At 60.2% G+C, this 23,534-nt stretch carries 24 protein-coding genes; all 24 read right to left on the reverse strand.

All coding sequences use genetic code 11. The annotated features are described in order from the left end of the window. Positions 1-3: 3 nt before the first annotated feature. Positions 4-1,362 (reverse strand): flagellar protein export ATPase FliI, encoded by a 1,359-nt coding sequence (gene fliI / locus F8N62_RS19255; protein WP_150712161.1) that lies wholly within the window; start codon positions 1,360-1,362, stop codon positions 4-6. Beyond that, positions 1,352-2,152: a flagellar assembly protein FliH gene (fliH, locus tag F8N62_RS19260; RefSeq protein ID WP_150712162.1), complete on the reverse strand. Its 801-nt coding sequence runs from the start codon at positions 2,150-2,152 to the stop codon at positions 1,352-1,354. The genes fliI and fliH overlap by 11 nt, the downstream gene beginning before the upstream one ends. 7 nt (positions 2,153-2,159) lie before the next feature. Then, positions 2,160-3,179, reverse strand: coding sequence for a flagellar motor switch protein FliG (gene fliG, locus F8N62_RS19265; RefSeq protein WP_007958288.1), 1,020 nt, complete (start codon positions 3,177-3,179; stop codon positions 2,160-2,162). Beyond that, entirely contained in the window at positions 3,172-4,956 is a 1,785-nt protein-coding gene (gene fliF, locus F8N62_RS19270) for a flagellar basal-body MS-ring/collar protein FliF (protein ID WP_150712163.1), read from the reverse strand. The genes fliG and fliF overlap by 8 nt, the downstream gene beginning before the upstream one ends. Before the next feature lie 15 nt (positions 4,957-4,971). After that, positions 4,972-5,301 (reverse strand): flagellar hook-basal body complex protein FliE, encoded by a 330-nt coding sequence (gene fliE / locus F8N62_RS19275; protein WP_150712164.1) that lies wholly within the window; start codon positions 5,299-5,301, stop codon positions 4,972-4,974. A 244-nt stretch (positions 5,302-5,545) separates the two neighbouring features. After that, a complete protein-coding gene (gene fleR / locus F8N62_RS19280; protein ID WP_150712165.1) occupies positions 5,546-6,931 on the reverse strand; it encodes a sigma-54-dependent response regulator transcription factor FleR in 1,386 nt (461 codons plus the stop codon). A gap of 5 nt (positions 6,932-6,936) precedes the next feature. Next, positions 6,937-8,142, reverse strand: a complete 1,206-nt coding sequence (locus F8N62_RS19285) for a sensor histidine kinase (protein ID WP_191632405.1) — start codon at positions 8,140-8,142, stop codon at positions 6,937-6,939. Positions 8,143-8,270: 128 nt separating this feature from the next. Next, a complete protein-coding gene (locus F8N62_RS19290) occupies positions 8,271-9,746 on the reverse strand; it encodes a sigma-54 dependent transcriptional regulator (protein ID WP_150712167.1) in 1,476 nt (491 codons plus the stop codon). 172 nt (positions 9,747-9,918) lie between these two features. Further along, positions 9,919-10,215, reverse strand: a complete 297-nt coding sequence (locus F8N62_RS19295; RefSeq protein ID WP_150712168.1) for a flagellar protein FliT — start codon at positions 10,213-10,215, stop codon at positions 9,919-9,921. A 10-nt stretch (positions 10,216-10,225) separates the two neighbouring features. Beyond that, a complete protein-coding gene (fliS, locus tag F8N62_RS19300) occupies positions 10,226-10,621 on the reverse strand; it encodes a flagellar export chaperone FliS (protein ID WP_008035229.1) in 396 nt (131 codons plus the stop codon). Between the two features lie 129 nt (positions 10,622-10,750). Continuing rightward, positions 10,751-12,190, reverse strand: a complete 1,440-nt coding sequence (gene fliD / locus F8N62_RS19305) for a flagellar filament capping protein FliD (RefSeq protein ID WP_150712169.1) — start codon at positions 12,188-12,190, stop codon at positions 10,751-10,753. A gap of 82 nt (positions 12,191-12,272) precedes the next feature. Then, complete coding sequence (locus tag F8N62_RS19310) at positions 12,273-12,635, reverse strand: flagellar protein FlaG (RefSeq protein WP_150712170.1); 363 nt, start codon at positions 12,633-12,635, stop codon at positions 12,273-12,275. Positions 12,636-12,707: 72 nt separating this feature from the next. Then, a complete protein-coding gene (locus F8N62_RS19315) occupies positions 12,708-13,553 on the reverse strand; it encodes a flagellin domain-containing protein (RefSeq protein ID WP_150712171.1) in 846 nt (281 codons plus the stop codon). 245 nt (positions 13,554-13,798) lie between these two features. Then, positions 13,799-14,074 (reverse strand): hypothetical protein, encoded by a 276-nt coding sequence (locus tag F8N62_RS19320; protein WP_150712172.1) that lies wholly within the window; start codon positions 14,072-14,074, stop codon positions 13,799-13,801. Then, positions 14,071-15,363, reverse strand: coding sequence for a motility associated factor glycosyltransferase family protein (locus F8N62_RS19325; protein WP_150712173.1), 1,293 nt, complete (start codon positions 15,361-15,363; stop codon positions 14,071-14,073). Before F8N62_RS19325 ends, F8N62_RS19320 begins: the two co-directional genes overlap by 4 nt. Before the next feature lie 85 nt (positions 15,364-15,448). Further along, on the reverse strand, positions 15,449-16,375 hold the full coding sequence (locus tag F8N62_RS19330) for a ketoacyl-ACP synthase III (protein ID WP_150712174.1): 927 nt from the start codon (positions 16,373-16,375) through the stop codon (positions 15,449-15,451). Positions 16,376-16,569: 194 nt separating this feature from the next. Next, complete coding sequence (locus F8N62_RS19335) at positions 16,570-17,283, reverse strand: HAD family hydrolase (protein ID WP_150712175.1); 714 nt, start codon at positions 17,281-17,283, stop codon at positions 16,570-16,572. Beyond that, on the reverse strand, positions 17,267-18,259 hold the full coding sequence (locus F8N62_RS19340) for an ATP-grasp domain-containing protein (protein ID WP_150712176.1): 993 nt from the start codon (positions 18,257-18,259) through the stop codon (positions 17,267-17,269). Before F8N62_RS19340 ends, F8N62_RS19335 begins: the two co-directional genes overlap by 17 nt. After that, positions 18,241-18,831 (reverse strand): GNAT family N-acetyltransferase, encoded by a 591-nt coding sequence (locus F8N62_RS19345; RefSeq protein ID WP_150712177.1) that lies wholly within the window; start codon positions 18,829-18,831, stop codon positions 18,241-18,243. The genes F8N62_RS19340 and F8N62_RS19345 overlap by 19 nt, the downstream gene beginning before the upstream one ends. After that, entirely contained in the window at positions 18,828-19,580 is a 753-nt protein-coding gene (locus F8N62_RS19350) for a TylF/MycF/NovP-related O-methyltransferase (RefSeq protein WP_150712178.1), read from the reverse strand. The genes F8N62_RS19345 and F8N62_RS19350 overlap by 4 nt, the downstream gene beginning before the upstream one ends. 11 nt (positions 19,581-19,591) lie before the next feature. Next, a complete protein-coding gene (locus tag F8N62_RS19355) occupies positions 19,592-20,479 on the reverse strand; it encodes a class I SAM-dependent methyltransferase (protein ID WP_150712179.1) in 888 nt (295 codons plus the stop codon). Next, a complete protein-coding gene (gene pseF / locus F8N62_RS19360) occupies positions 20,476-21,177 on the reverse strand; it encodes a pseudaminic acid cytidylyltransferase (RefSeq protein WP_150712180.1) in 702 nt (233 codons plus the stop codon). The genes F8N62_RS19355 and pseF overlap by 4 nt, the downstream gene beginning before the upstream one ends. Beyond that, the gene (pseI, locus tag F8N62_RS19365; protein ID WP_224791388.1) at positions 21,174-22,274 is read right to left on the reverse strand and encodes a pseudaminic acid synthase; all 1,101 of its coding nucleotides are present in this window, start codon (positions 22,272-22,274) and stop codon (positions 21,174-21,176) included. Before pseI ends, pseF begins: the two co-directional genes overlap by 4 nt. Before the next feature lie 36 nt (positions 22,275-22,310). Then, a complete protein-coding gene (gene pseC, locus F8N62_RS19370; RefSeq protein WP_150712181.1) occupies positions 22,311-23,480 on the reverse strand; it encodes a UDP-4-amino-4,6-dideoxy-N-acetyl-beta-L-altrosamine transaminase in 1,170 nt (389 codons plus the stop codon). Positions 23,481-23,534 lie beyond the last annotated feature (54 nt).

Genomic DNA, 23,534 nt, shown 5'->3' on the forward strand with positions numbered 1-23,534 from the left:
CGCTTAACCGCCCGCCGCAGGCGCGAAGATCGAGCCGAGATAGGCTTCGCTTTCGCCCAGGCTGATGCTGTCGTTCAACCCCTGACGCAGGTATTTGACCAACTGTGGTTGCAGGGAAATCGCCAGGTCGGTTTCGCGATCACCGCCGGCCACATAGGCGCCAACACTGATCAGGTCGCGACTCTGTTGATAGCGCGACCACAGCTGCTTGAAGTATTGGGCGCGCTTCATGTGTTCCGGCGTGACCACCGACGGCATGACACGGCTGATCGACGCTTCGATGTCGATGGCCGGGTAATGCCCTTCTTCGGCCAGGCGCCGCGACAACACGATGTGCCCGTCGAGCACGCCCCGCGCCGCATCGGCAATCGGGTCCTGCTGGTCATCGCCTTCGGACAGCACGGTGTAAAACGCGGTGATCGAACCGCCGCCCTTCTCGGCGTTACCGGCGCGCTCTACCAGTTTCGGCAACTTGGCGAATACCGATGGCGGATAACCCTTGGTGGCCGGCGGTTCGCCAATGGCCAGGGCGATTTCCCGCTGGGCCTGGGCGAAACGGGTCAGCGAATCCATCAGCAACAAAACGTTCTTGCCCTTGTCGCGGAAATACTCGGCGATCCGCGTGCAATACATCGCGGCGCGCAGGCGCATCAGCGGCGCATCGTCCGCCGGCGAGGCGACGACCACCGAACGCTTGAGGCCTTCTTCACCGAGGATGTGCTCGATGAATTCCTTGACTTCACGACCCCGCTCACCGATCAGTCCGACGACAATAATGTCGGCCTCGGTGAAGCGGGTCATCATGCCCAACAGCACACTCTTGCCGACGCCGGTACCGGCGAACAGCCCGAGCCGCTGGCCGCGACCGACCGTCAACAAACCGTTGATCGAACGAATGCCCACGTCCAGCGGTTCGCTGATCGGATGGCGCTTGAGCGGGTTGATCGTCGGGCCGTCCATCGGCACCCAGTCTTCGGCCTTCATCCCGCCCTTGCCGTCCAGCGCACGGCCGGCGCCATCGAGCACCCGCCCGAGCATGCTCATGCCCATCGGCAGGCGACCGGTATCCGCCAACGGCACCACACGCGCGCCGGGCGCAATGCCAGCGACGCTGCCGACCGGCATCAGGAAAACTTTGCTGCCAGCGAAGCCCATGACTTCGGCTTCGACCTGCACCGGGTGATAACTGTCATCGTTGATGACCATGCAGCGACTGCCCATGGCAGCGCGCAAGCCTTCGGCTTCGAGTGTCAGGCCGACCATGCGCAGCAGACGGCCTTCGAGGATTGGCGCGCCGGCCAGCTCCGTGGCCTCGGCATAGGTGCCCAGGCGCTTGGCGAAGCTGGTGCGTTCAAGGCGCATCGGGATCTTCCGGTTCAGCGTCGACGACAGGCCTCGTGTCGATTGGCAACTCCAGGCTCAGGTCCGGCGCAGCCGGGTGCAGGGCCTGTTCGTGCATCTGATCGAACAGCTTGTCCATCACTCGCGCGACACGAGTCTCGACGGTAGCGTCAATGCGACTGTGCTCGGTCTCGACCCGGCAACCACCGGGCAACAACGTATCGTCCTCGACGATGCGCCAGGTTTCTTCATGGCGCTCGCGCAAGCTTTTGACCTGCTCGAAATCCTGCGGATTGATGTAGAGCCGCACATTGCCCACACCCAGCGGCAACAGCTTGAGGGCGTCGCGCATGACCAGTTCGATTTGCGTCGAGTCGATGGCCAGCTCGCGCTGAACCACCTGTTTGGTGATGTGCTGCACGAGGTCGACCAGGGACTTCTCGATCAGGGTGTCCTGTTCGGCGATGGGCTCGAACAGATGCCCCATCAATTGCTCCAGAGCGGCGACCTTGGCGGCCAGCGCCACGTCGGCTTCCTGACGGACCCTGAGCGTGGTGCTGTGAAAGCCTTCTTTCTCGCCGACCGCGAAGCCTTCGTTGTAGGCCTCCTGGCGAATGCTTTCGAGCTCTTCGAGGGTCAGTGGCTGGACTTCTTCCAGCGGCACTTCTTCCATCTCCGGCGGCTCGGGCTCGGGTTCCGGCTCGGGCTCCGGCACATGCGGATCGAAACTGGGCAGCGACCAGATGTCAAAACCCGCGACATCCTTGCCACGGATCAGGTCGGTCTGGGACTCATCATGTTTGGACGACATAGTGACCTTAGATCATCTCTTCGCCGCCCTTCCCGCCGAGAACGATTTCTCCGGCTTCGGCCATACGGCGAGCAATGGTGAGGATTTCTTTCTGCGCGGTTTCCACGTCGCTGACGCGCACCGGGCCTTTGGCCTCGAGGTCGTCGCGCAACAGTTCGGCCGCCCGTTTGGACATGTTCTTGAAGATCTTCTCCTTGACGCCTTCGTCCGACCCCTTGAGGGCCAGCACCAGCACGTCGGAGGACACTTCGCGCAGCAACGCCTGAATGCCGCGGTCGTCGACATCCGCCAGGTTGTTGAACACGAACATGAGGTCTTCGATCTGACCGGACAGGTCTTCGTCGACTTCGCGGATCGAGTCCATCAATTGACCTTCGATCGAGCTGTCGAGGAAGTTCATGATGTCAGCCGCACGCTTGATGCCACCCAGGGTGGTGCGCGAAGCATTCGAGTTGCCGGAGAACTGCTTCTCGAGAATCTGGTTGAGTTCTTTCAAGGCCGCTGGCTGCACGGTGTTCAACGAAGACACCCGCAGAATGATGTCCAGACGCACCTTGTGGTCGAAGTTGCCCAACACTTCGCCGGCCTGGTCCGGGTCGAGATACGCCACGACAATCGCCTGAATCTGCGGGTGCTCGTAACGGATCACGTCGGCGACGGCGCGCGGTTCCATCCACTTCAGGCTGTCGAGGCCACTGGTGTTGCCGCCCAGCAGGATCCGGTCGATCAGGCCGTTGGCCTTGTCTTCGCCCAGTGCCTGGGTGAGCATTTTGCGCACGTAGTCGTCGGAGCCGACGCCCAGGCTGGTCTGGTCGCCGACGATGTCGACGAACTCGCTCATGACCTGCTCGACCTGCTCGCGGTGCACGTTACCCATCTGCGCCATGGCCACACCGACACGCTGGACCTCTTTGGGCCCCATGTGGCGCAACACTTGTGCGGCATCGGTCGAACCGAGGGACAGCAGCAGAATCGCGGCTTTGTCGACCCGGGACAGTTTGGCGACAGCGGCTCGGTTATCACTCATCTGCGTTAATCCACTCTTTCACGACCTGGGCCACACGACCCGGATCTTCTGCCACCAGACTCTTGATTGCGTTCAACTGTGCGTCATAGCCTTCGCTCGGGCTCGGCAGCAGGATGCTGGTCGGGCCGCCGAGGCTGACGCGGTCGTTGGCCAGTTCGCCGTCCAGGCCGCCCATGCCACCGAGTTCGACGTCGCTGCCCAGGCCCAGCTGTTTGTTTTTGCCGCCATTGGTGATGTTGTTGAGCACCGGACGCAGCACGCCAAACACCAGGATCAGGATGAACAAGACACCCAACACTTGCTTGACGATGTCCCAGAACCACGGCTGGGAATAGAACGGAATATCGGCAATCACCTCGGCACGCTCGGCGGAGAACGGCATGTTGATCACGCTGACACTGTCGCCACGGCTGGCGTCGAAACCGACCGCGTCCTGAACCAGACGGGTGAAGCGCGCCAATTCGTCGGCGCTCCACGGCGCACGGGTGGTTTCGCCGTTGGCCGCGTTGAGCTTGACCTGATCGTCCACCACCACCGACACCGACAGGCGATTCAACCGGCCCTGTTGCTGTTTGGTGTGGCTGATGGAGCGGTCGAGTTCGAAGTTCTTGGTGGATTGTTGACGCTTGTCTGCCGGGTACGGCGCGAGCATCGGCTGGCCGGTGGCCGGGTCCATGATTTGCTGGCCGTTGGCATCAAGCAGCGGCTGACCTGGCTGCACCATGCCGGCCGACGCGGTGGCGCCACCGGTGGTTTGCGGCGCGGAAGCAGGCGCGGGCGGTTGGTTGCTCAGAGCACCCGGCACGCCTTGCGGGCCATTGCTGGCGGTGCGTTGCTCGTTGACCGACTGCTCGCTGCGCAACGCCGGTTGATCCGGGTTGAACTGCTCGGAAGTCGATTCGACGGCACTGAAGTCCACGTCGGCCGAAACTTCGGCTTTATAGCGGTCGTTACCCAGCACCGGTTGCAGAATGTTGTGCACACGCTGGGTGAGCATGCTTTCCATGCGACGGCTGTAATCGAATTGCTTGCCGGCCATGGTCAGTTCGGAGTTCTCCGCCTGATCCGACAGCAGGTTGCCCTTCTGGTCGACGACGGTGATTTGCGATTTGCTCAGTTCCGGAACGCTGGTGGCGACCAGGTTGATGATCGCCACGACCTGGCCTGGCTCCAGCGAGCGGCCGGAGTACAGCTCCACCAGAACCGACGCGCTTGGCTTGCGCTCATCGCGCACGAACACCGAGCTTTTCGGAATCGCCAGGTGCACGCGGGCACCCTTGACGTTGTTCAGGCTGGAGATGGTCCGCGCCAGTTCGCCTTCGAGGCCACGACGATACCGGGTCGCTTCCATGAACTGGCTGGTGCCCAGCCCCTGGTCCTTGTCGAGGATCTCGAAACCGATGTTGCCGTCGCTGGGAGTGACACCAGCGCCCGCGAGTTTGATGCGCGCACGGGACAGATCATCGGCCTTGACCAGCAAGGCACCGGAGTTCGGTTCAACGGTGTAAGGAATATCAGCGGCGGCCAGGGTGTCCATGACCTGCTTGGCGTCCATACCGGCAAGGCTGCCGTACAGAGGCCGGTAGTCCGGCTGTTGGGACCACAACACCACGGCGAAGCCAATCGCCACGCTCGCAGCCAGGCCGACCAACAGGCCCACCTGACGCAACATGGTCATCTCGGAGAGGTTTTCCAGGAAGGACAACCCGAACAGCGGCGGTTTGCCGTCTACCGGAGTGGCCTTGGCCGGAACATTATCGGCGATTGCTTCTGCCATGACTCAATATCGTCCTTAAACCGGCATCTGCATGATGTCTTGATAGGCCTGAACCAGCTTGTTACGCACTTGAGTCAACGCCTGGAAAGACACGCTGGCCTTCTGCGAGGAAATCATCACATCCGTCAGGTCGACGCCGCTCTTGCCAATTTCGAAGGCATTGGACAACTGACTCGACGCCTGCTGGGTGTCATTCACTTTATTGACGGCCTGGCCGAGCATGTCGGAAAAGCTGCTGCCACTCATTTCAGGGACGGCGGCAGTCGATTTCGACGCAGACATGGCATCCATTTGCATGGAACGCATGTCCAGCATCAATCGATTGAATTCAATACCTTGGCTCATGATCTACTCTCAATGGCAATCCGCAATTTTTTGACACTCACTCGGCGGGTAGTGAGGTGTTAGCAACAAGGGTGCCAGCTCGGTGGCTTTGCTTAACAAAAGCCTTTGCGGGGCTTCCTTGCGCAAACCTCATTGTGGGAGCGAGCCTGCTCGCGAAGGCGGCGTGACAGCCACATAAATGTCGACTGACACGCCCACTTCGCGAGCAGGCTCGCTCCCACAGAGGTTTCGCATGCATCCATTTTCAGGTGGCGAACAGGTAGGCCTCGACGTCCATGCCGGCATCGCGCATCTGCGCCAGCTTGTAGCGCAAGGTGCGCGGGCTGATGCCCAGGCGTTCGGCCGCTTCTTTGCGGCGACCGCGCTCGGAGCGCAAGGTGTCGATGATCATCTGGAACTCGCGACGCCGCAGATCGTCGCCCAGCGCTCCGGCAGATTCCGACTCAACCTCCACGGCGCGCACCGGCGCAGGCGTCAACGCTGGCAGCGGCGCGCAGGCCACAGGCCCGGTAAGGCAGAAATCCTGCGGCTGGATCAACCCGCCCTGCTGCAGAATCAATGCACGCTGAATCGCGTTATCCAGCTCGCGCACATTGCCTGGCCATGGATAACCGATCAGGCACGCCTGCGCCTCGGGCGAGAGTCTCGCCGCGGCATGCTTCATTTTATTGACGTGTTTGGCCAGCAGACGCTCGGCCAGCGGCAGGATGTCGGCAGTGCGCTCGCGCAAAGGACGCCAGGCCAACGGGAATACTGACAGCCGATAGTAAAGGTCTTCGCGAAAACGCCCCGCCGCCACTTCGCCGGCGAGGTCACGGTTGGTGGTCGCGACCACCCGGATATCCAGGATAATCGGCTTGCGTGCGCCGACCCGCTCGACTTCACGCTCTTGCAACACGCGCAACAACTTGGCCTGCAGACCCAGGGGCATTTCCGATATTTCGTCGAGCAGAATGGTGCCGCCGTCGGCTTGCTCGAACTTGCCCGCCTGCGCTGCAATAGCGCCGGTGAACGAGCCCTTTTCGTGGCCGAACAGCGTCGCTTCAAGCATGTTGTCCGGGATCGCGGCGCAGTTGATCGCAATGAACGGCTGGCTGGCACGATGAGAATGCTGATGGATGTAACGCGCCAACACTTCTTTACCGGTCCCGGATTCACCGGAGATCAGTACCGTGGAATCACTGCGCGCCACGCGTGCGGCCAATTCCAGTAACTGCGCACTGGCCGGCTCGAACGCGATTGGCCCCTCGCTGTCGGCAGCGCCGAGGCTGCCCAGCGCATGACGCGCCACCAGATCGAGCAGCGCTTTGGGCTCGAACGGCTTGACCAGGTAATCCGCCGCGCCCTGGCGCATCGCATCGACTGCCCGCTCCACAGCCCCGTGCGCCGTCATCAGCAACACCGGCAGTTGCGGCTGACGCGCGCGCAACAAGCCAAGCAGTTGGTGGCCATCCATGCCGGGCATGTTGACGTCGCTGAGCACCAGATTGAACGCCTCGCCTGCGACCGCCTCCAGCGCCTCTTCTGCCGAACCGACAGCCTTGTAATCGTGCCCCGCAAGCATCAGCGTATCCGCCAGCGCTTCACGCAACGCGCGGTCATCCTCGACCAGTAAAACCTTGATTGCCATGTCCTTCACTCCGCTCCCTGAGCGCCACGTTTCTCATCAGCAAACAGCGGCAGAATGACCTGCGCGCGAGTCCCGCGACCTGGCCGCGAGCGCAGTTGCAATTCTCCCTGATGGGCACGCGCCACCGCCTTGACCACCGTCAGGCCGAGGCCGGTTCCGGTGGTTTTGGTGGTAAAAAACGGTTCACCCAGACGCGCCAGCACCTTCGCATCGATGCCGCTGCCGCTATCGCTGACCGACACCCGCAGGTGGCTGTCACGGCTGTAGAGATGCACTTTCAAACGCACGTCACCGGCACTGGCCTGAATGGCGTTCTCGATCAGATTGAGAATCGCCCCGACCAGCGTGTCGCGGTTGCACAGCAATTCGCCCGCATGGCTGTCGCACTGCCAGCGGATCGGCAAATCCTGTACGTGAGTCAACGCGGCCGACTGCAAGGACTGCATCAGCATCTTCGGCGTGATGCGGTCGGTCAGCGGCAGTTCGCCGCGAGCGAACACCAGCATGTCGCGCACCTGATGTTCGAGCTCGTGCAGACGCTCTTTCAAGCGTCCGGCAAAGCGCTGTTGCGTGGCGACCGGCAGCTCTTGCTCAGTCAAGTGACTGGCGTAGAGCAACGCGGCGGACAAGGGTGTGCGAATTTGATGCGCCAGCGACGCGACCATTCGACCGAGGGACGACAGGCGTTCGTGACGGGCCAGTTGATCCTGCAGATGACGGGTTTCAGTCAAGTCATTGAGCAGCACCAACTGACCCGGCTCGGCATCCAGCGAGCGCGTGGCAATCGACAGCCGCCGACCGTCCTTGAGAGAAATTTCATGACCGTCGTCCTCGCGCGGCGCGAAACAACGAGCAATCACATGCCGCCAGAGCTCGCCTTCGAGGGGCAGACCGAGCAGTTCGCAGGCTGCGGGATTGGCTTCGCGCACGATGCCTTGTGCGTCAATGACAATGACGCCGCCGGGCAACAGATCAAGGAGGTTTTGCAGACGATTGGCCAGACGTTCCTTTTCCGCCAGTTCCTGCATCCGCTGAGCGCTGACCACCGCCAGCTCGCCCTTGAGCTCGGTGACCCGGGCTTCGAGCAGGCTGTAGGAATCGGTCAACTGGCTCGACATCTGATTGAACAGTGCAAATGCCTGCTCGAGACCAAGCCGGCTCGCCTGCTCTACGGACGACGGTTGCCCCAAGGTGTCAGGGACAGGAGACATCTGGGCGGCTTGGGGCATCGTGCTCTCTCGCGTGGCTGACCGTCAGTTAAACGGAACGTTGCGAGGGACGTAGCAATACCCGTGCCTAAAAAAAACCGCCTATAAATGAAGGACTTGAAAAACAGGCGTCAATCATCTGCCTGTTCATCACCGTCGCGACGGCTCATGCCGTACTTGCGCATCTTCTCCACCAGCGTGGTACGGCGAATGCGCAACCGTTCGGCGGCGCGTGCCACGATACCGTTGGCATCATCCAGCGCCTGCTGAATCAGGCCCTGCTCCAGACCACCGAGATAGTCTTTCAGGTCCAGGCCTTCCGGCGGCAGCATGGCGTTGGCGGTGAAGTCAGGCGTGTGACCATTGATGGCCACGCGCTCTTCCAGATCACTGCGCAGGCTGTCGACCAGTTGCTCGTCCTCGTCGTCGACGTAGCGGAATTTCTTCGGCAGCTCGACCACGCCGATCACCCCGTACGGGTGCATGATCGCCATGCGCTCCACCAGGTTGGCGAGTTCGCGGACGTTGCCCGGCCAGCCATGTCGGCACAGCGACATGATGGCTGCGGAGTTGAAGCGGATCGAACCGCGCTTCTCGTGCTCCATGCGCGAGATCAACTCGTTCATCAGCAACGGGATATCTTCGACACGTTCGCGCAATGGCGCCATTTCGATCGGGAACACGTTCAGACGGTAGTACAGGTCTTCGCGGAAGGTGCCGATCTCGATCATGCTTTCGAGATTCTTGTGGGTGGCCGCGATGATGCGCACATCGACGCTTTGGGTCTTGTTGCTGCCCACGCGCTCGAAGGTGCGCTCCTGCAATACGCGCAGCAGCTTGACCTGCATCGGCAACGGCATGTCGCCGATTTCATCGAGGAACAGCGTGCCGCCATTGGCCAGCTCGAAACGCCCGGCACGACTGGTGATGGCCCCGGTGAAAGCGCCCTTCTCGTGGCCGAACAATTCGCTTTCCAGCAACTCGGCCGGAATCGCGCCGCAGTTGACTGGAACGAACGGCGCATCGCGACGCTTGGAGTGATAGTGCAGGTTGCGCGCGACCACTTCCTTGCCCGTCCCGGACTCGCCGAGGATCAGCACGCTGGCGTCGGTGTCGGCGACTTGCTGCATCATCTGGCGGACGTGTTGAATCGCCCGGCTGGTGCCGACAAGACTGCGGAAAAGATTGGGTTCGCGATGACGACCGCGCTCGCGGGCCTGGTCATACATCTCGCGATAGACCTGGGCACGGTGCAGCGAATCGAGCAGCTTGCTGTAGCTGGGCGGCATTTCCAGGGTCGAAAGCACCCGGCGACGCTGGTCTTCAGGCAAGTCAACGGAAGAATTATCGCCCATCAACAAAACCGGAAGGAACTCATCCCAGGTAGCGAGTGTCTTTAACAAGCCCGGAAGTGCGCCAGGAGCATTGACCGTCCCGATCAGGACACAGATCACTTCACGACTTGATGACAAAGAGCCGACCGCCTGCTGCCAGTCATGGCTACCGCAGGGTAAATTTTCTTCGCCAAGAAAATTTAAAATCACCGCCAGGTCGCGGCGACGGACGCTATCGTCATCAATCAGCAGAATTTTGGTTTCACGCCACATGCAATAGCAACTTCCCTAGTCAACTCGATGCCCGAAAAATGAAGGGCAAGCTAGACGCTTGCAGGCACGTTAAACCTGTAGACGCCTGAAATCTGTTACCAGCCACTAGTTAAGTCAAAAAACCGTGCACAGTCAAATTTATGGCGCACATGTCTGGATTAACTGCGGATTATTAACCAAACAGATGGTAAACCTTTGCCGCGTTCTGTGCTTGGTGGATCTGCGACATCTCATCGACTATCGCCTGCCTCTCCCCCGTCGCGGCGTCTAGAAGCTGCTTGTACACCCCCAGCAATTCTTCGAGGTTGTCGCGCAACGCGGCCTCGTCCACCGAAGCTTCACTCAAGACGTCTTCCATGCAGGATCGGCAAGCCAGGTCCAATTCACCAATGGCTTCCCAGTTTCGCTCGGCCAGAGCACCGACCAGGCCTTCGCGGGTTGCTTCGATTCGCTGCAATACAAGACTCATGGTGATCTCCTTAAAACTGCGGACCCGGCGCGGCGATAGCATCCCAGCCGTCTTTGACGGTGCGAAGCAGGTCGGCGACTTCGTCGAGAATCTTTGGATCGGTTTTGACGTTGGCTTCAGTCAGACGCTTCATCATGTAGGTGTACAACTTGTCCAGCTCACCCACGGACTCGACGGAATTCTCCAGGTCCAGACCCTCACGCAAGCCGCCGATGATGCCGATCGCCTTACCGATGAAAATGCCTTTGTTCGGAATGTCTTTGCGCTCCATGGCTCCCTTGGCCTGAGCGATACGATCCAGGCCACCCTCCATGAGCATTTGCACCAGGCGATGGGGGCTGGCTTCGGAAGTCTGGGCCTGAGCGCCAATCTTCTGGTACTGCCGAAGGGCTAACATCGGGTTCATGCTTTACCTCATCAAAACTGTGTGATTCGTATAGCCAGTGTATCGACACGGCGTCAAAAATCTTTAGATCGAAACAAAAAAAGCCCGACAAGCGGAAATCGCTGCCGGGCTTTTGGCGCTTGCGCGCTATCAGGCGTTTTTCTGGGCGTTCATCGCGTCGAACATCGAGGTGATGTTGGCAGCCGTTGCCTTGAGCTTGCCGACCAGGTTGTCCATGTCGTTGTACTTCTTGGTCAGCACGTCTGTCAGCGTCTTGACCCGACGGTCCAGTGCCTCCTGCTGGTTGGCCAGGTTGGTTTTGACCTTCGCCAGATTGGTCGAACGCGCATCCAGAATGCCTTCGTTACCCGTGACGGTATAAGGCGTAATCACCGCGTTCATGCGCTCCAGCAGACCCTTGGCCGCATCACCGGTTGCCGCTGGATCACCGAGGAACAACGTCTGGATTTCACCACCCAGTTTCTGCGTAGTCATCGCATTAGTGAACTTGGTGCTATCAAAATCGAGCGCGCCGGTCTTCTGGTTGGTGGTAATACCCAACTGCGAAAGCACGGTCAGCTTGTCGCCTGCACCCACGTTCGCCAACGGATCACGGATCGACGCCAGAACGCTCCGGGCGAGCGGGTCGCCGGTCAATGCCGCCGCAACAGTCGGCTTGCCATCTTTATCCAGACCGGGCTTGGTCAGCGCGTTGACGCTGGTGACCACCTGGTTGTAGGCATCGACGAAGGTCTGGATCGATTTTTTCAAACCGTCATTGTTCGGTCCGACTGTCACAGTCGTCGTCAACCCGCCACCAGCCACCAGATTCAGTGTCAGGCCGGAAACAGCGCCCTCCACGGTGTTGGTTTTGCTCGGCACTTCCAGTCCGTCGATCGTCAGGCTCGCGTCAACGGCCAGTTCACCAATGGCACCGGCCGAGGTCGCCGTAGGCGTGGTGCCCATCTTCTGACCGGCGGTGATTTGCAGGCCGGCGATACCACTCATTGTGATATCGGACCCTTTCCCGGTAACGCTGGAGCCCACGACCAGTCGGGAACCAAAGGCGTCAGTGATAATGTTGGCACTGAAGCCATTGGCGCCTTGCTGGGTGTTGATCGCATCCCGAACCGATTGCAGGGTAGCGCCGGTGGGAATCTCGACAGGGCGGGAAATGCCATTTTGAGTGATGTTGAGCGTACCACTCGGAATGGCACTGCTTGGGCCACCGGCAAACGCGGCGGTCGCGACTTTCGAGGAGGTCGCGAGGTTGTTGACCTTGATGACATAGGTGCCGTTGACCGCGTTATTGCCGGCAACAGCGGTCAGCACTTTGGCGTCGGACGACGTAGCGCTGAACCCCAGGAATTGCGGGGTCTTCGTATCACCGAGCGCTTTGATCGCGGCCTGAAAATTCGCCAACACACTTTTGAGAGACCCGATACCGGAAATCTGCGCGGTATTGGTATTGGTCTGGCGGGTGATCTGATTCTGCTTGGCCGCTTTGTCAGCATCAACCAAGGCTTTGACGATAGCCGTGGTATCGAGGCCGGAGCCTAGACCCAGACCCGGTAGGATTGGACTTGCCATGTGGGACTCCCTTCAGTGTGTCGCCGGCCTTTTGACCATTTCAACGCCCAAAAGAACATAGCAACAAAATTCATGCCAGCCGTCAGGCTTTCGCGCTGAACAGCAGACTGCTTGCATCATTCAAACTGTTTGCCAGCTTGAGGATTTCTTCGTTGGGGATTTGGCGAACCACTTCACCCGATTCACTGGCGATCACTTTCACGATGACTTTGCCTGAAGGCTCATCAATCGAGAACTCCAGATTGCGCTTGATCGACTGAACGAACTTTTCGATTTCCTGAACGGCCATCTTCAGTTTGTCCTGATCGGTTGTCGCGTCTTTTGGCTCATCCTTGACCGTTGCCACTGCGGCATCGGCTCGAGGCTTCTCCACCGCCTTGTCAGCAACAGTCGTCGCCGGCTTCGCAGCTGGATAAGACAAGTTCAGCTTCGCGCTCATATCCATGTCCATCACCTCTTAAACTGAAAAAGCGAGAGAGCGCGCAAGCGCACTCCCCCGCCAAAACTCAACCGGCTATTACTGAAGCAGTTTCAGTACAGCGGATGGCAGTTGGTTGGCCTGAGCCAGAACTGCGGTGGAAGCTTGTTGCAGAGTGTTCTGCTTGGTCAGTTGTGCAGTTTCAGCAGCGAAGTCGGTGTCCTGTACGCGGCTCAGTGCAGCGCTGGCGTTTTCGTTGATGTTCTGCAGGTTGGAGATGGTGGTGGAGAAACGGTTTTGAGCAGCACCGAGGTCAGCACGAGTGGAGTTGATTTTGTCCAGTGCAGCGTCGATAGCCTTGATGGCCGCCGAAACGGAGTTGTGGTTACCCGAGTTGGAAGTACCGGAGATGGTAGTACCGGTCATGCCCAGGGCGCTGGCGTCGAAGCTCGTCGCCAGGGTCAGGGTGATCTGGTTGTCGGAAGTAGTACCCGCACCTACCTGGAATTCCATCGCGCCAGCGGTACCGTCGATCAGTGCCTTGCCGTTCAGGTTGGTGGACTGAGCAATACGGGTCAATTCAGCGATCGACTGTTGGTACTCTTTGTCCAGAGCGGTACGGTCAGCAGTGCCGTTGGAATCGTTTCGCGATTGCAGGGAGATTTCACGCATACGCTGCAGAATGTTGGTCGATTCCTGCAGAGCGCCTTCAGCGGTCTGAGCGATCGAAACACCGTCGTTGGCGTTTTTGATAGCCATGGTCTGACCACGGATCTGCGAGGTCATACGGTTAGCGATTTGCAGGCCGGCGGCGTCGTCTTTTGCGCTGTTGATTTTCAGGCCGGAAGACAGGCGAGTCATCGAAGTCGAAAGAGCATCGGAAGCCTTGTTCAGGTTCTTCTGAACATTCAGAGAAGTAGTGTTGGTGTTTACTGTCAAAGCCATGACGAATTCCTCGTTGGTTGGGTACTGCGGCTTCCGGCCCTGGCAACCGCCGGGTATGGCCTAGAGAACCTTCGTAATAGTTATCGTCGCGAATGCAGGTTGCTTTAGGGGATTTTGAAAAAATTTTGCCATCACACTGCCACCCTCAATGAAACAAGGGCTTAGCGCCAACGCGATGCAGGAAAAGTGACGCCAGGGAAATGCCGGGGGCGGGACAGCGAGGACTCGCCTGCCCCGGCATATTGCTAAAAAGCCTGGTTGGCCGTAGCCGCTTCGAGCAATTGGGGCAGTTCATGATCGAGATAGTCAGCTAGCGCCAACCAATCCTGGGCTTCCTGGCAGGCGAGCATGAGGGTGAGCAATGCCGTCCAGCGGGACTGGACTTCGACATTCTGCTGACCCATCACCGATTGCACCTCCGTGCATACCCCGACCATGAACAGCGCGGCTTCGACATCTCGTCCCAGCCGGAACAGCACCGAACAGTGCTGCGCCGGGGCAGCCAGAAGATGTTGAGTCATCGCGTGAGCTCCGGATGGAAAGTCGTGCCGACGATCTGCGCCCCTGCCCGACTGCTGTTATAGAACGCCACCCCGGGATGCCCGGCGATGTACCGCTCCAGCTCGCACAAATAGCTGCGGAAATTGAGCTGCGTCTTGACCCGCTGCCCCTGGCCGTCGAGTACCCAATGCCGGGCGGCGCCCACTTGCGGCCCAAGATCACCGTCATTCCAGCCGGTGTGGGTCTTGTTGTTCGGGAAAGCAAAATCAGCCCCGAACAGGGTGATCTGGCTGGCGCCCATTTTTACCGCCAGGTCCACCGCCGGATGAATAACACTGCCCCCGACAAACAGCTGCGCCTTGGGCAATTGCTGACGCATGTGCTCGTACACCGGGCTGGCGGAATAGGCCACATAACGCTTGCCCTGCCAGGCCTCTAAAACGGCTGGATCAACCAACGGCATGTAGACCAGCGTGATAGCGCTCGTGGCATCGCTGGGCAAATGTCGCGCCGAGATGCGCTGATCAATAGTGACCACCACATCCGGTGTGATGCCATGCTCGACCAGCGGCCGGTAGGCGGTATCGACACAAATGAACAGCGGCCGTTGCGACTGCTCGCGCACCGCACGCAGCGTGTCGAAATGCTGTTCCAGGCTCGGCCCGGTCGCAATCACAAACACCTCCCTGCCCGAGCAGGAGGCGAACAGCCCGGACGCATCGGCATCGCCGCGAACACGCTCAAAGGACGCCTGCAAACGTTCGGCGATCTCGGGATTAGCCGGATCGAATTCACGGTTATTGAAGGTCAGGTGGGTTTCGCTGATCAGCCGGTCGCGGATCTTCGCATTGAAGTCGTCCGCCAGCACCAGCTCGGACGGCAATGCGAAATATGGCAAGCGGATCTCCGCCAGCTCGCCGGCGTACAGCAGTTCGACTCGCGGATCGCCGAGCCATTGCTGCTGATCGAGCAGTTGCAGCACCAAGGCAAACACCGCGCCATTCAGAATGTGCACGTACACGCGTTCAAGCCCGGCACGCTCGAGCAATTGCAGCTGCAAATCACCCAAACCGGTGCCATAGACATGCACCACGGGACTCTCGACCGGCAGGGTTTGAGCCTGAAGCGCAGCTTCACGTTTGCGGTCATGGCGACTGGTCAGCTGAATGCCATTGATGCTCAACGTCGAGTCCAGGCCTTTCACCAGATCAGTTTGCAAGGTGGCACTGTTCTCGACCGACAGTCGATACCAGACCCTCGGCCAGCGTCGTTGAATCAACTCGCCGTTGCGCTCAAAGAACTCGCTCATGGGAGCCTCGCTTTTCATTTGGGCAAAAAAATAGCGTTCAAAGGTTACACCTCGAACGCTATTTTTTTGCCAAGCTTCAGGAAGATCAAGGGCGATAGATAATCGCCGAACCCCACGACAAACCAACACCGAAACCGCTCAACGCCACGCGCTTCCAGCTGGAGTCCAGCACGTGCTTTTCCAGCAGCAATGGAATGCTCGACGACACCGTGTTGCCAGTCTCGACCATATCCTTGATGAACTTCTCGGGCTCGCCCTCGAAACGTCGTGCCACGGCATCGACAATCGCCGCGCTGCCCTGATGGATGCAAAACGCATCGACATCGTCAGCCGTCAGCTGCGAATCGGCCAGCAGTTCATGCAAATGCGCCGGCACCTTGAGCAGCGCGAAGTTGAACACCTGACGGCCGTTCATGAAGAACACGCCATCGGTGACCTTCAGGTGCGGCGCGCCGGAACCGTCGGTGCCGAACTTGGCTTTGCCCAACTGCCAGGGCGCGTTCTCGCCCATCCAGGTGGCGGTCGCCGCATCGCCAAACAGCATCGTGGTGTTGCGGTCTTCGGGATCAACGATTTTCGAATACGGGTCCGCGGTGATCAGCAGGCCATTTTTCAAACCTGTGGCTTCCATGAAGCCCTTGATCGCGTAGATGCCATAGACATAGCCGGAGCAGCCCAGGGAAATATCGAACGCCGCCACGGTGGTCGGCAGGCCCAGTTTGTCCTGAACGATCGCCGCCGTGTGTGGCAGGCCTTCTTCGTCGCCGTTCTGGGTGACGACGATCACCACGTCGATGGCTTCGCGTTTCAAAACAGGGTTGTTGGCGAACAGCGCGTTGGCTGCTTCGACACACAGGTCCGACGTTTCTTGCCCGGCGTCTTTACGCGGCAGGAAGGCCGAACCGATTTTGCCCAGGATGAATTCTTCATCCTTCTCGAATTTTGCACCTTGTGCGTAATTGTCCACGCCGGCTACAGGAACGTAGCTCGCAATGCTTTTTATGCCAATCATTACGGCTTCCCAATAATAAACAGCCCAATACCACCGCTCGCAAGGAATCGAGGGGCGCCGACAAACAGAGAAAAACGCCGCCCCAATGGGGCGACAGCGGTAAGAACAAAAGGCTATCACTGGGCTGAAAACAGGCCAGGCGCCACCTTCCCGGTTAATACAATACAGTGAAGATGCGCGTTATGACTCGCAGGTCACGCTATTTTGCCGAATCGGGCCGACAAGCTGCCGCGTGACCGTTGAAAATGAGCGTCCAGCACGTCAGGTAGCGCGCCAAGGTCCGGGAGGGTGATTTGCGCATCATGGCCCGGTCGGGCGACGACGTCGCGGTGGCCACCGGTCTGCACCCGGACCGTCAAAGCGCCCAGCGGCCTGAGGTTCACGAAGTCCTTGGCCGGGTTGTCACCGACGTAAACCATGTCCGCCCAGCCACAACCTTCCGCCTGGCGAATAAGCTCGAAGCAGTGCGGCGACGGCTTGGCATGGCGGATACCAAAACGATGGGTGATCAGGACGCGTCGAAATTCAGGAAACAGGCCCAGTGCCTCGACCTTGTTTTTCTGCACGATCTTGTGCCCGTCGGTGACCAGATAAAGCGGCACTTGCCCGCGGTATCGGTCGAGCACCTCTCGCGCCGCCGGGAACAATTCGAGGCTCGGTCGATGATGCCGATAAACCTTCACGCACTCGGCCACGCGCGCTTTCGACAATTGTTCATGGGACGCCAGCCATCGGTCGAACACCCGCCCTCGCCCCTCGCGCTCAAGCACGTCCAGCATAAACGCCAGCGAACAGCCGGCGTTCCATCCATAGGCAACTTCGCCGTGACGGGCGACGGCGCCGAGCCCACTGGTGACGAAGGTGCTCTCGTCATAGAGCGTATCGTCGAGGTCAAAAATCAGGATCATGCAGCACCAGATCAGCGGGCAGACGTACCTGTCTTACCTCACCTGCAATTCGTTTGAAAACAACCGGCAGCCCGAGTCCGAACGCTTCGATGAGACTCCAGTAAAGGACGTCCAGACCTGCCGCAATCGCGGTCGTGGAAGCACCGCCAAAACGCGGATTGCATTCAATGATGCGCAGGCTGTCGTTGATCACGATTGCCTGCATCACCACCGGGCCACGCAAGTCCAGCGCCTCCAGCGCGCGAACCGCTTCACGTTCAAGCGCCTCACTGCGAAACGTGGTGGTGATCTGCGATTCGCCGCCCACCACACGGTCGCGACTGCGCAGCACCACGCCCACCACCGCACCGCTGTGATCGAGCCAGCCGTCGATACTGATTTCAGGCCCCGGCACAAAGGCCTGATAGATCGGCGCGTCGAGGTGTTTTGCGTGATGGCGAGCGGCCTCGAGAGGCAGATCAATCCCGATTGCCCGGGCGCCGGCACCGTAGCGCTCTTTCACCACATAAGAGTCGGCGCCGATGGCCTCGGGTGTCATGGCCGCATCGATGACCGGCAGCCCTGTGTCTTTGCCAAAGCGGGCAAAAGCCAGCTTGTCGAGACAGCGCTCGAGCGCTTCGGGGTCAGACACGACGACACCAATGCCCGCTTCGGCCAGCGTTGCGCGGTGGCGCGACCAAAACAGCAACTCGCCATCGCGGGTGGGGAAAATCACCGCGATCCGCCGTTCATGACACCCTCGGATCAGCGCCGGCAACTCGGCGTCGCTGAAGCGCGGCATCTGCCAGAACCCGTCCGCCACATAGCGCGCCGGCGCTTCAGGATCGAGATCGCCGGCAATCACCCGAGCATCGGGATCCAGCCGCTTGAGCGCTTGCTGCATCGCGCGCACCAACGGTGCCTTGCGCGAGGCGGACGTCACCAGCACATTGCAAGCGGTGGCTTTCAGGGCGCCGTTCACCGAGTACTTTTCCATTCAACAGCCAGCAAACCGTGGGCAAACGCGTCCGTGGGTTCGCCGTCAACCAGCACGTGCTCGCGCAAGCGGCCCTCGCAACTGAAACCCGACGCTTCAAGGGTGGCGATGTGGCGGCTGCGGTGCGCGAACGTTTCGGTGCACAGGCGCCGCAGTCCGAGATCGTCAAAGGCCAACCGTTTCATCAAGTCGAGGAAACGTGAAAACAGGGCGATGAGCTCGTCCGTATTCTGTTCGAGATCCGGGGTGAGCAAGAATGAAATCTCGGCCCTGCGGTTCGGCCAGGAAATATGCACCAGGCCGCCGTAGCCGATCAGGGCACCGGCACGCTCCAGCGCGACCAGAACCTGCGAGGGTTCAGGGCTGTCGACCTGCGGCCAGACATGCTCGGCGAAGTAGCGCGCCTGCTGTTCAGGTGATATCGGCGCAGTCTGGCGCAGCACATCCATCTGCGCATTTCGCCATTGCCGGATCGCTTCAATGTCGGCTGGCTGTACAGCCCGTACGTCCAGCACGCCGTCTGACAGTGTCGGGGTCGGCATGACCCGGTAGCGCACAGCATGTGGGCTCATTCGATCACCAGGTAAGAAGTCAGCGGATTGGAGGGATCCCGGCGTATGGCGTAACGGGACAGCCCCAGCACTTCGCGTACGGCGATGGTTTCACCGGGAAATTCAGGGGTGTTGAGTTCATCAAACGCCAGAATGCTGCCCTTGGTCAGGTACGGCAGGATAGCCTCCAGGCAATCGCGGGTCGGCTTGTAGATATCGAAGTCGAAGTAGGCCAGGGCCACGATGGTTTCGGGGTGATCCTTGAGATACCCGGGAAGCGACATCGTCGCGTCTCCCGTCACCAGCTCGTGTTTTTTCTTGTGGGGAATCGGTGCGTTTTGCGCGTGGAAGTCGAGTATCTCTTCGAGCTCTTCTTTCCAGTTCTCGACCACGCCATAGTCACCCGCCTGCACGCCGCCGCCATCCTGGGGCGCCACCGAAGGAAAGCCGTCAAAGGTATCGAAGCCGATGATCTTGCGGTTGTAATTGAAGGGCTCGTGAATGCCCCTCAACGTCGAGAACAAGGCCATGTTCTGCCCCCACCGCACACCAAACTCCATGATGACCCCGTGCACCGGCACGATCATCTGGTAGAGCATCTGCATGAAGTTGATCCGCGACAGCGTCTGCCGCGTGAGATAGAGGCCTAGGTTGTCCAGCAGTTCGCGGTCGGGAATCCGCGAGGCGCGAAGTCGATCGACCAGCAGCTGTTTGCGCTCGGTCTCGGACGGCGTCGAGCCGACAAATGTGCGTATGGTGTTGTCTGTCATGGTGTGACTCCTCAGGGTTTGGGTCTTAAGAACGCGGTCAGGTTGCGACCAAACCCCACATCAACGAGTGCAGCGTAAAAGCGGCTGGAGACTTCGATGCCGGCCTGCCCGATCAGCCGTTCGAGCATCAGCCGGGCCCGGTGGGCTGCCGGCCCCTGGGAACGATCGGCGACGTAATTCGAACCTTCATGCGCGAGAAAAAGGTCGATCGGAAAATCGCCCTGCATCGCCAGACACTCCCACTGCGTTGCCTCAGCTGTCTGGCGCAGGCTGTCAGCGGTGAAATACGACAGGTGATCAGGCACGGCGATCCAAAACCGGTCAGGTATTGCGCCTTGCGCATACAGCTCTTCGTGAAACGCCGAGCCATCGTTCGGCACAGTGACCACCAGAAGCCCGCCGGGAGCGACTAGACGGCGCAGTGATCGGAGCAGGCTCACAGGGTCCAGAACGTGCTCGAGGACGTTACCCAGCCAGACCAGATCGTAGTGTTTTTCAGAGGCGATACGGGCCTCGAGCAGTTCGAAGACATCACCTTGCTCGACATGCCTCGCGTAGTCCGGATTGACCTGCTGCACGCCGGCGCGACTGTAGTCGATACCTTGAACCTGCCACCCGAGCCGCTCGAAGAACCTGAGCACAAAGCCTTCGCCGCAGCCGACATCGAGGAGGCTGCCGGGCTGATCATCACCGCGCAGCGAGCGCGCCTGACTGGCCTTTTGCGCGATCCGCAGCTCGATGACTTCCAGTTCCTCGTCCGAGTAAGACTGCCGAAAGCTGCTACTGGCCGCGGTTTGAAAGTAAGCCTGCGCGTAATAGTCGCTCAAGGCCTGTGGCGTGGGGCGGTCCACCACTTCCAGAAAACCCAGCTCGTGCCGGCGTAGACGCGGGTCATTCATCCCGACATCCTTTCGTGTTTCAGCTCGGCAATCGCCCAGTCTTCCTCGGTATCGATGTCCTGCACCTGCATCGCCGGCAAAACGATCGAGCCGGTATTGGGCCCCATCAGCACGTGATCGCGCAGAAACGCTTCAGTGCGAAACCAGTACCACTGACCGGCATCGTGATAGGCGACCGGCAGGTCCTGGGACCTGGCGTTGAGGTGTTCAGGGAAGTTGAGGGCGATGCAGCCCTCGTCGTCACGTTGCAGCGAACGCCAGATCGGATAAGAAAAAGCGGCGACCGGCATGATCACGTCGAACCGGCTTCCCAGCAGTTGCGCGCGCCCGCCACTCAGGTCGGCGGGCCGTACAAACGGTGCCGTTGGATAGAGGCAACAGGCAAGATCGAACTGCACGCCCGCCTCGGCGTATTGCCCCAGCACTTCAAGCAGAACGTCCGACGTCGTGGCGTGATCATCTGCTGCCGCGGGCGAGCGCAGGAAGGGCACCTCGGCGCCCAGGGCGCGGGCGATGGCTGCAATCTCTGCGTCATCGGTACTGACCATGACGGTGTCGAAAGCGCCGCAGGCGAGCGCTGCGTCAATCGACCAGGCCAGCATGGGCCGCCCACGAAACAGGCGGATGTTCTTGCGTGGGATGCGCTTGCTGCCACCCCTGGCTGGAATGATCGCGACGGCGCGAGGTGTACCGGTCATGGCTCGATTCCGCCTTCGACCATCGACACCTCAAGTGGCTCGCCAAAGGCCAGCGCGCGCGTCGCCCGGCGCCCGAGCACCACCTCAAGAAACTTCGGTTTGAGCCCGTTGCCGGGGCGGATCGAGCGCACGTTGGCTTCGGTCAGCATTTCGCCCTTGGCGACAGGCGCGACGACATACAGTGAACGGCGATTCTTCAGCACAATCTGTTCCGAGCGGGTGGGCTCGAAGGCCGCCGCGCCGACCGCAACATGGGCGATGCGCGCCGTCGCCACGAGGTTAGCCAGTTCTGCCGGCTCCAGCGAAAAGGCGCTATCGACCCCGCCTTCTGCGCGAGACAGGGTGAAATGCTTTTCGATGAAACACGCGCCCAGCCCTACCGCAATAGCCGACACCACCGTGCCGAGCGTATGGTCGGACAGCCCGGACACCACGTCGAACCGCCGGGCGATCTCGGCGATCGTTGCCAGATTCGCTTCCTCTGGCGGCGCCGGATAAGCCGCTGTGCAGTGCAGCACCACAATCTGCGTGGCCCCGGCCCCACGCGCGGCCTCTACGGCTTCAGCAATTTCCTCAAGGGTGGCCATGCCCGTGGACATCACGATCGGCTTGCCCGTGCGCGCTACTTTGCGAATGAGCGCCAGGTCGATCAATTCAGGCGATGCAATTTTGTAGGCCGGTGCCCCCAGAGACTCGAGGAAGTCCACAGCCGTGGCGTCAAAGGGCGATGAAAACACGGTGATCCCGATCTGGCGACCATGCTCGAAGATCGCCTGGTGCCATTCCCACGGCGTGTGCGCTTCTTCATAAAGCTCATAGAGCCCGCGGCCATCCCACAGACCGCCCTTCACCAGAAATTCCGGCCCGCTGTGGTCAATGGTGATGGTGTCGGCGCGGTACGTCTGAATCTTCACCGCATCCGCACCCGCCTGCTTCGCGGCTTCAATGATGCGAAAGGCACGGTTGATGTCGCCGTTATGGTTCCCGGACATCTCGGCAACGATGTAAGGAGGCTCGGCCGGACCGATGCGACGCCCGGCGATGCTCAGGACCGGTTGCCGATCCTGTCGCGCGTCTGCTGTTTGCTGCCCTTTCACAAAGCCACTCCCGTTGTATGGGTGATCAATTAACTGTCAATCCAGAATTCGCCGCAGATGTTCCACCACTTCGTCCTGCTGCTCATCGGTCAGGTCGGGAAACAGCGGCAGGCTGATGGCCTCGGAAAAATACTGCTCGGCCTGTGGAAAATCACCGTCCTTGAAACCTTGTTCGCGATAGTAAGGCTGCAAATGCACGGGAATGTAGTGCAGGTTGACGCCAAGGCCCGCAGCCCGCAAAGCCTCGAACACCTGCGCCTGACTAAGCTTGATGCGCGACAGTTGCAACCGCACGACGTAAAGGTGCCAGGCAGACTCGGCGCCAGGCTGTTCGACCGGCAACGTCACAGGGAGCCCTGCCAGCAGTACTGCATAGCGCGCAGCCAGTTGACGACGCTTGGCGACGAAGGCATCCAGACGCGCCAGTTGCGACAGCCCCAGTGCGGCATGCAAATCCGTCATGCGGTAATTGAAACCCAGCTCCAGTTGCTGGTAGTACCACAACCCTGTGTCCGGCACCTTCATCTGCGCCGGATCACCGGTGATGCCGTGGCTGCGCAACCGTCGCAGGCGTTCGGCATACCCGGCATTGTTGGTCAGCACCATGCCGCCCTCGGCGCTGGTGATGATCTTGACCGGATGAAAACTGAAGATGGTCATGGCGGCGAACTGGCCACAGCCCACCGGCCGTCCCAGGTACGAGGCGCCCACCGCATGCGCGGCATCTTCGATCAAGATGAAACCGTAGCGCGCGGATAACTGCGCGATGGCGCGCATGTCGCAACTCTGCCCGGCGAACGCGACCGCGATCACCACCTTGGGGAGTTTTCCGGCGGCTTCGGCGACCTCGAGTTTTTCGGCGAGCAACCTCGCGTCAAGGTTCAAGGTGTGCGGATCAATGTCGACGAAATCGACGTCGGCGCCACAGTAGCGCGCGCAGTTGGCCGACGCGACGAAGGTGTTCGGACTGGTCCAGAGGTAATCGCCCGGGCCGAGCCCCGCGACAAGACAGGCAATGTGCAGCGCTGCCGTGGCGTTGCACACGGCGACCGCGTGCTGCGCCTGACAGTGGTCGGCCAAGGCGTTTTCGAAACGCTCGATGGTCGGGCCCTGAGTCAGCCAGGGGGACTTGAGCACTTCCATTACCGCGTCGATATCCGCCTGATCAATGTTCTGCCGGCCGTAGGGAATCCGCATAGGCATCATGAGCCGGACTCAACGCAACGCCTGACGCGCCGGCAACTGCGCGCACCTCTGAAC

It is taken from the genome of Pseudomonas fluorescens (assembly GCF_902497785.1).
In the GTDB taxonomy this organism is placed as follows: Bacteria; Pseudomonadota; Gammaproteobacteria; order Pseudomonadales; family Pseudomonadaceae; genus Aquipseudomonas; species Aquipseudomonas fluorescens_BO.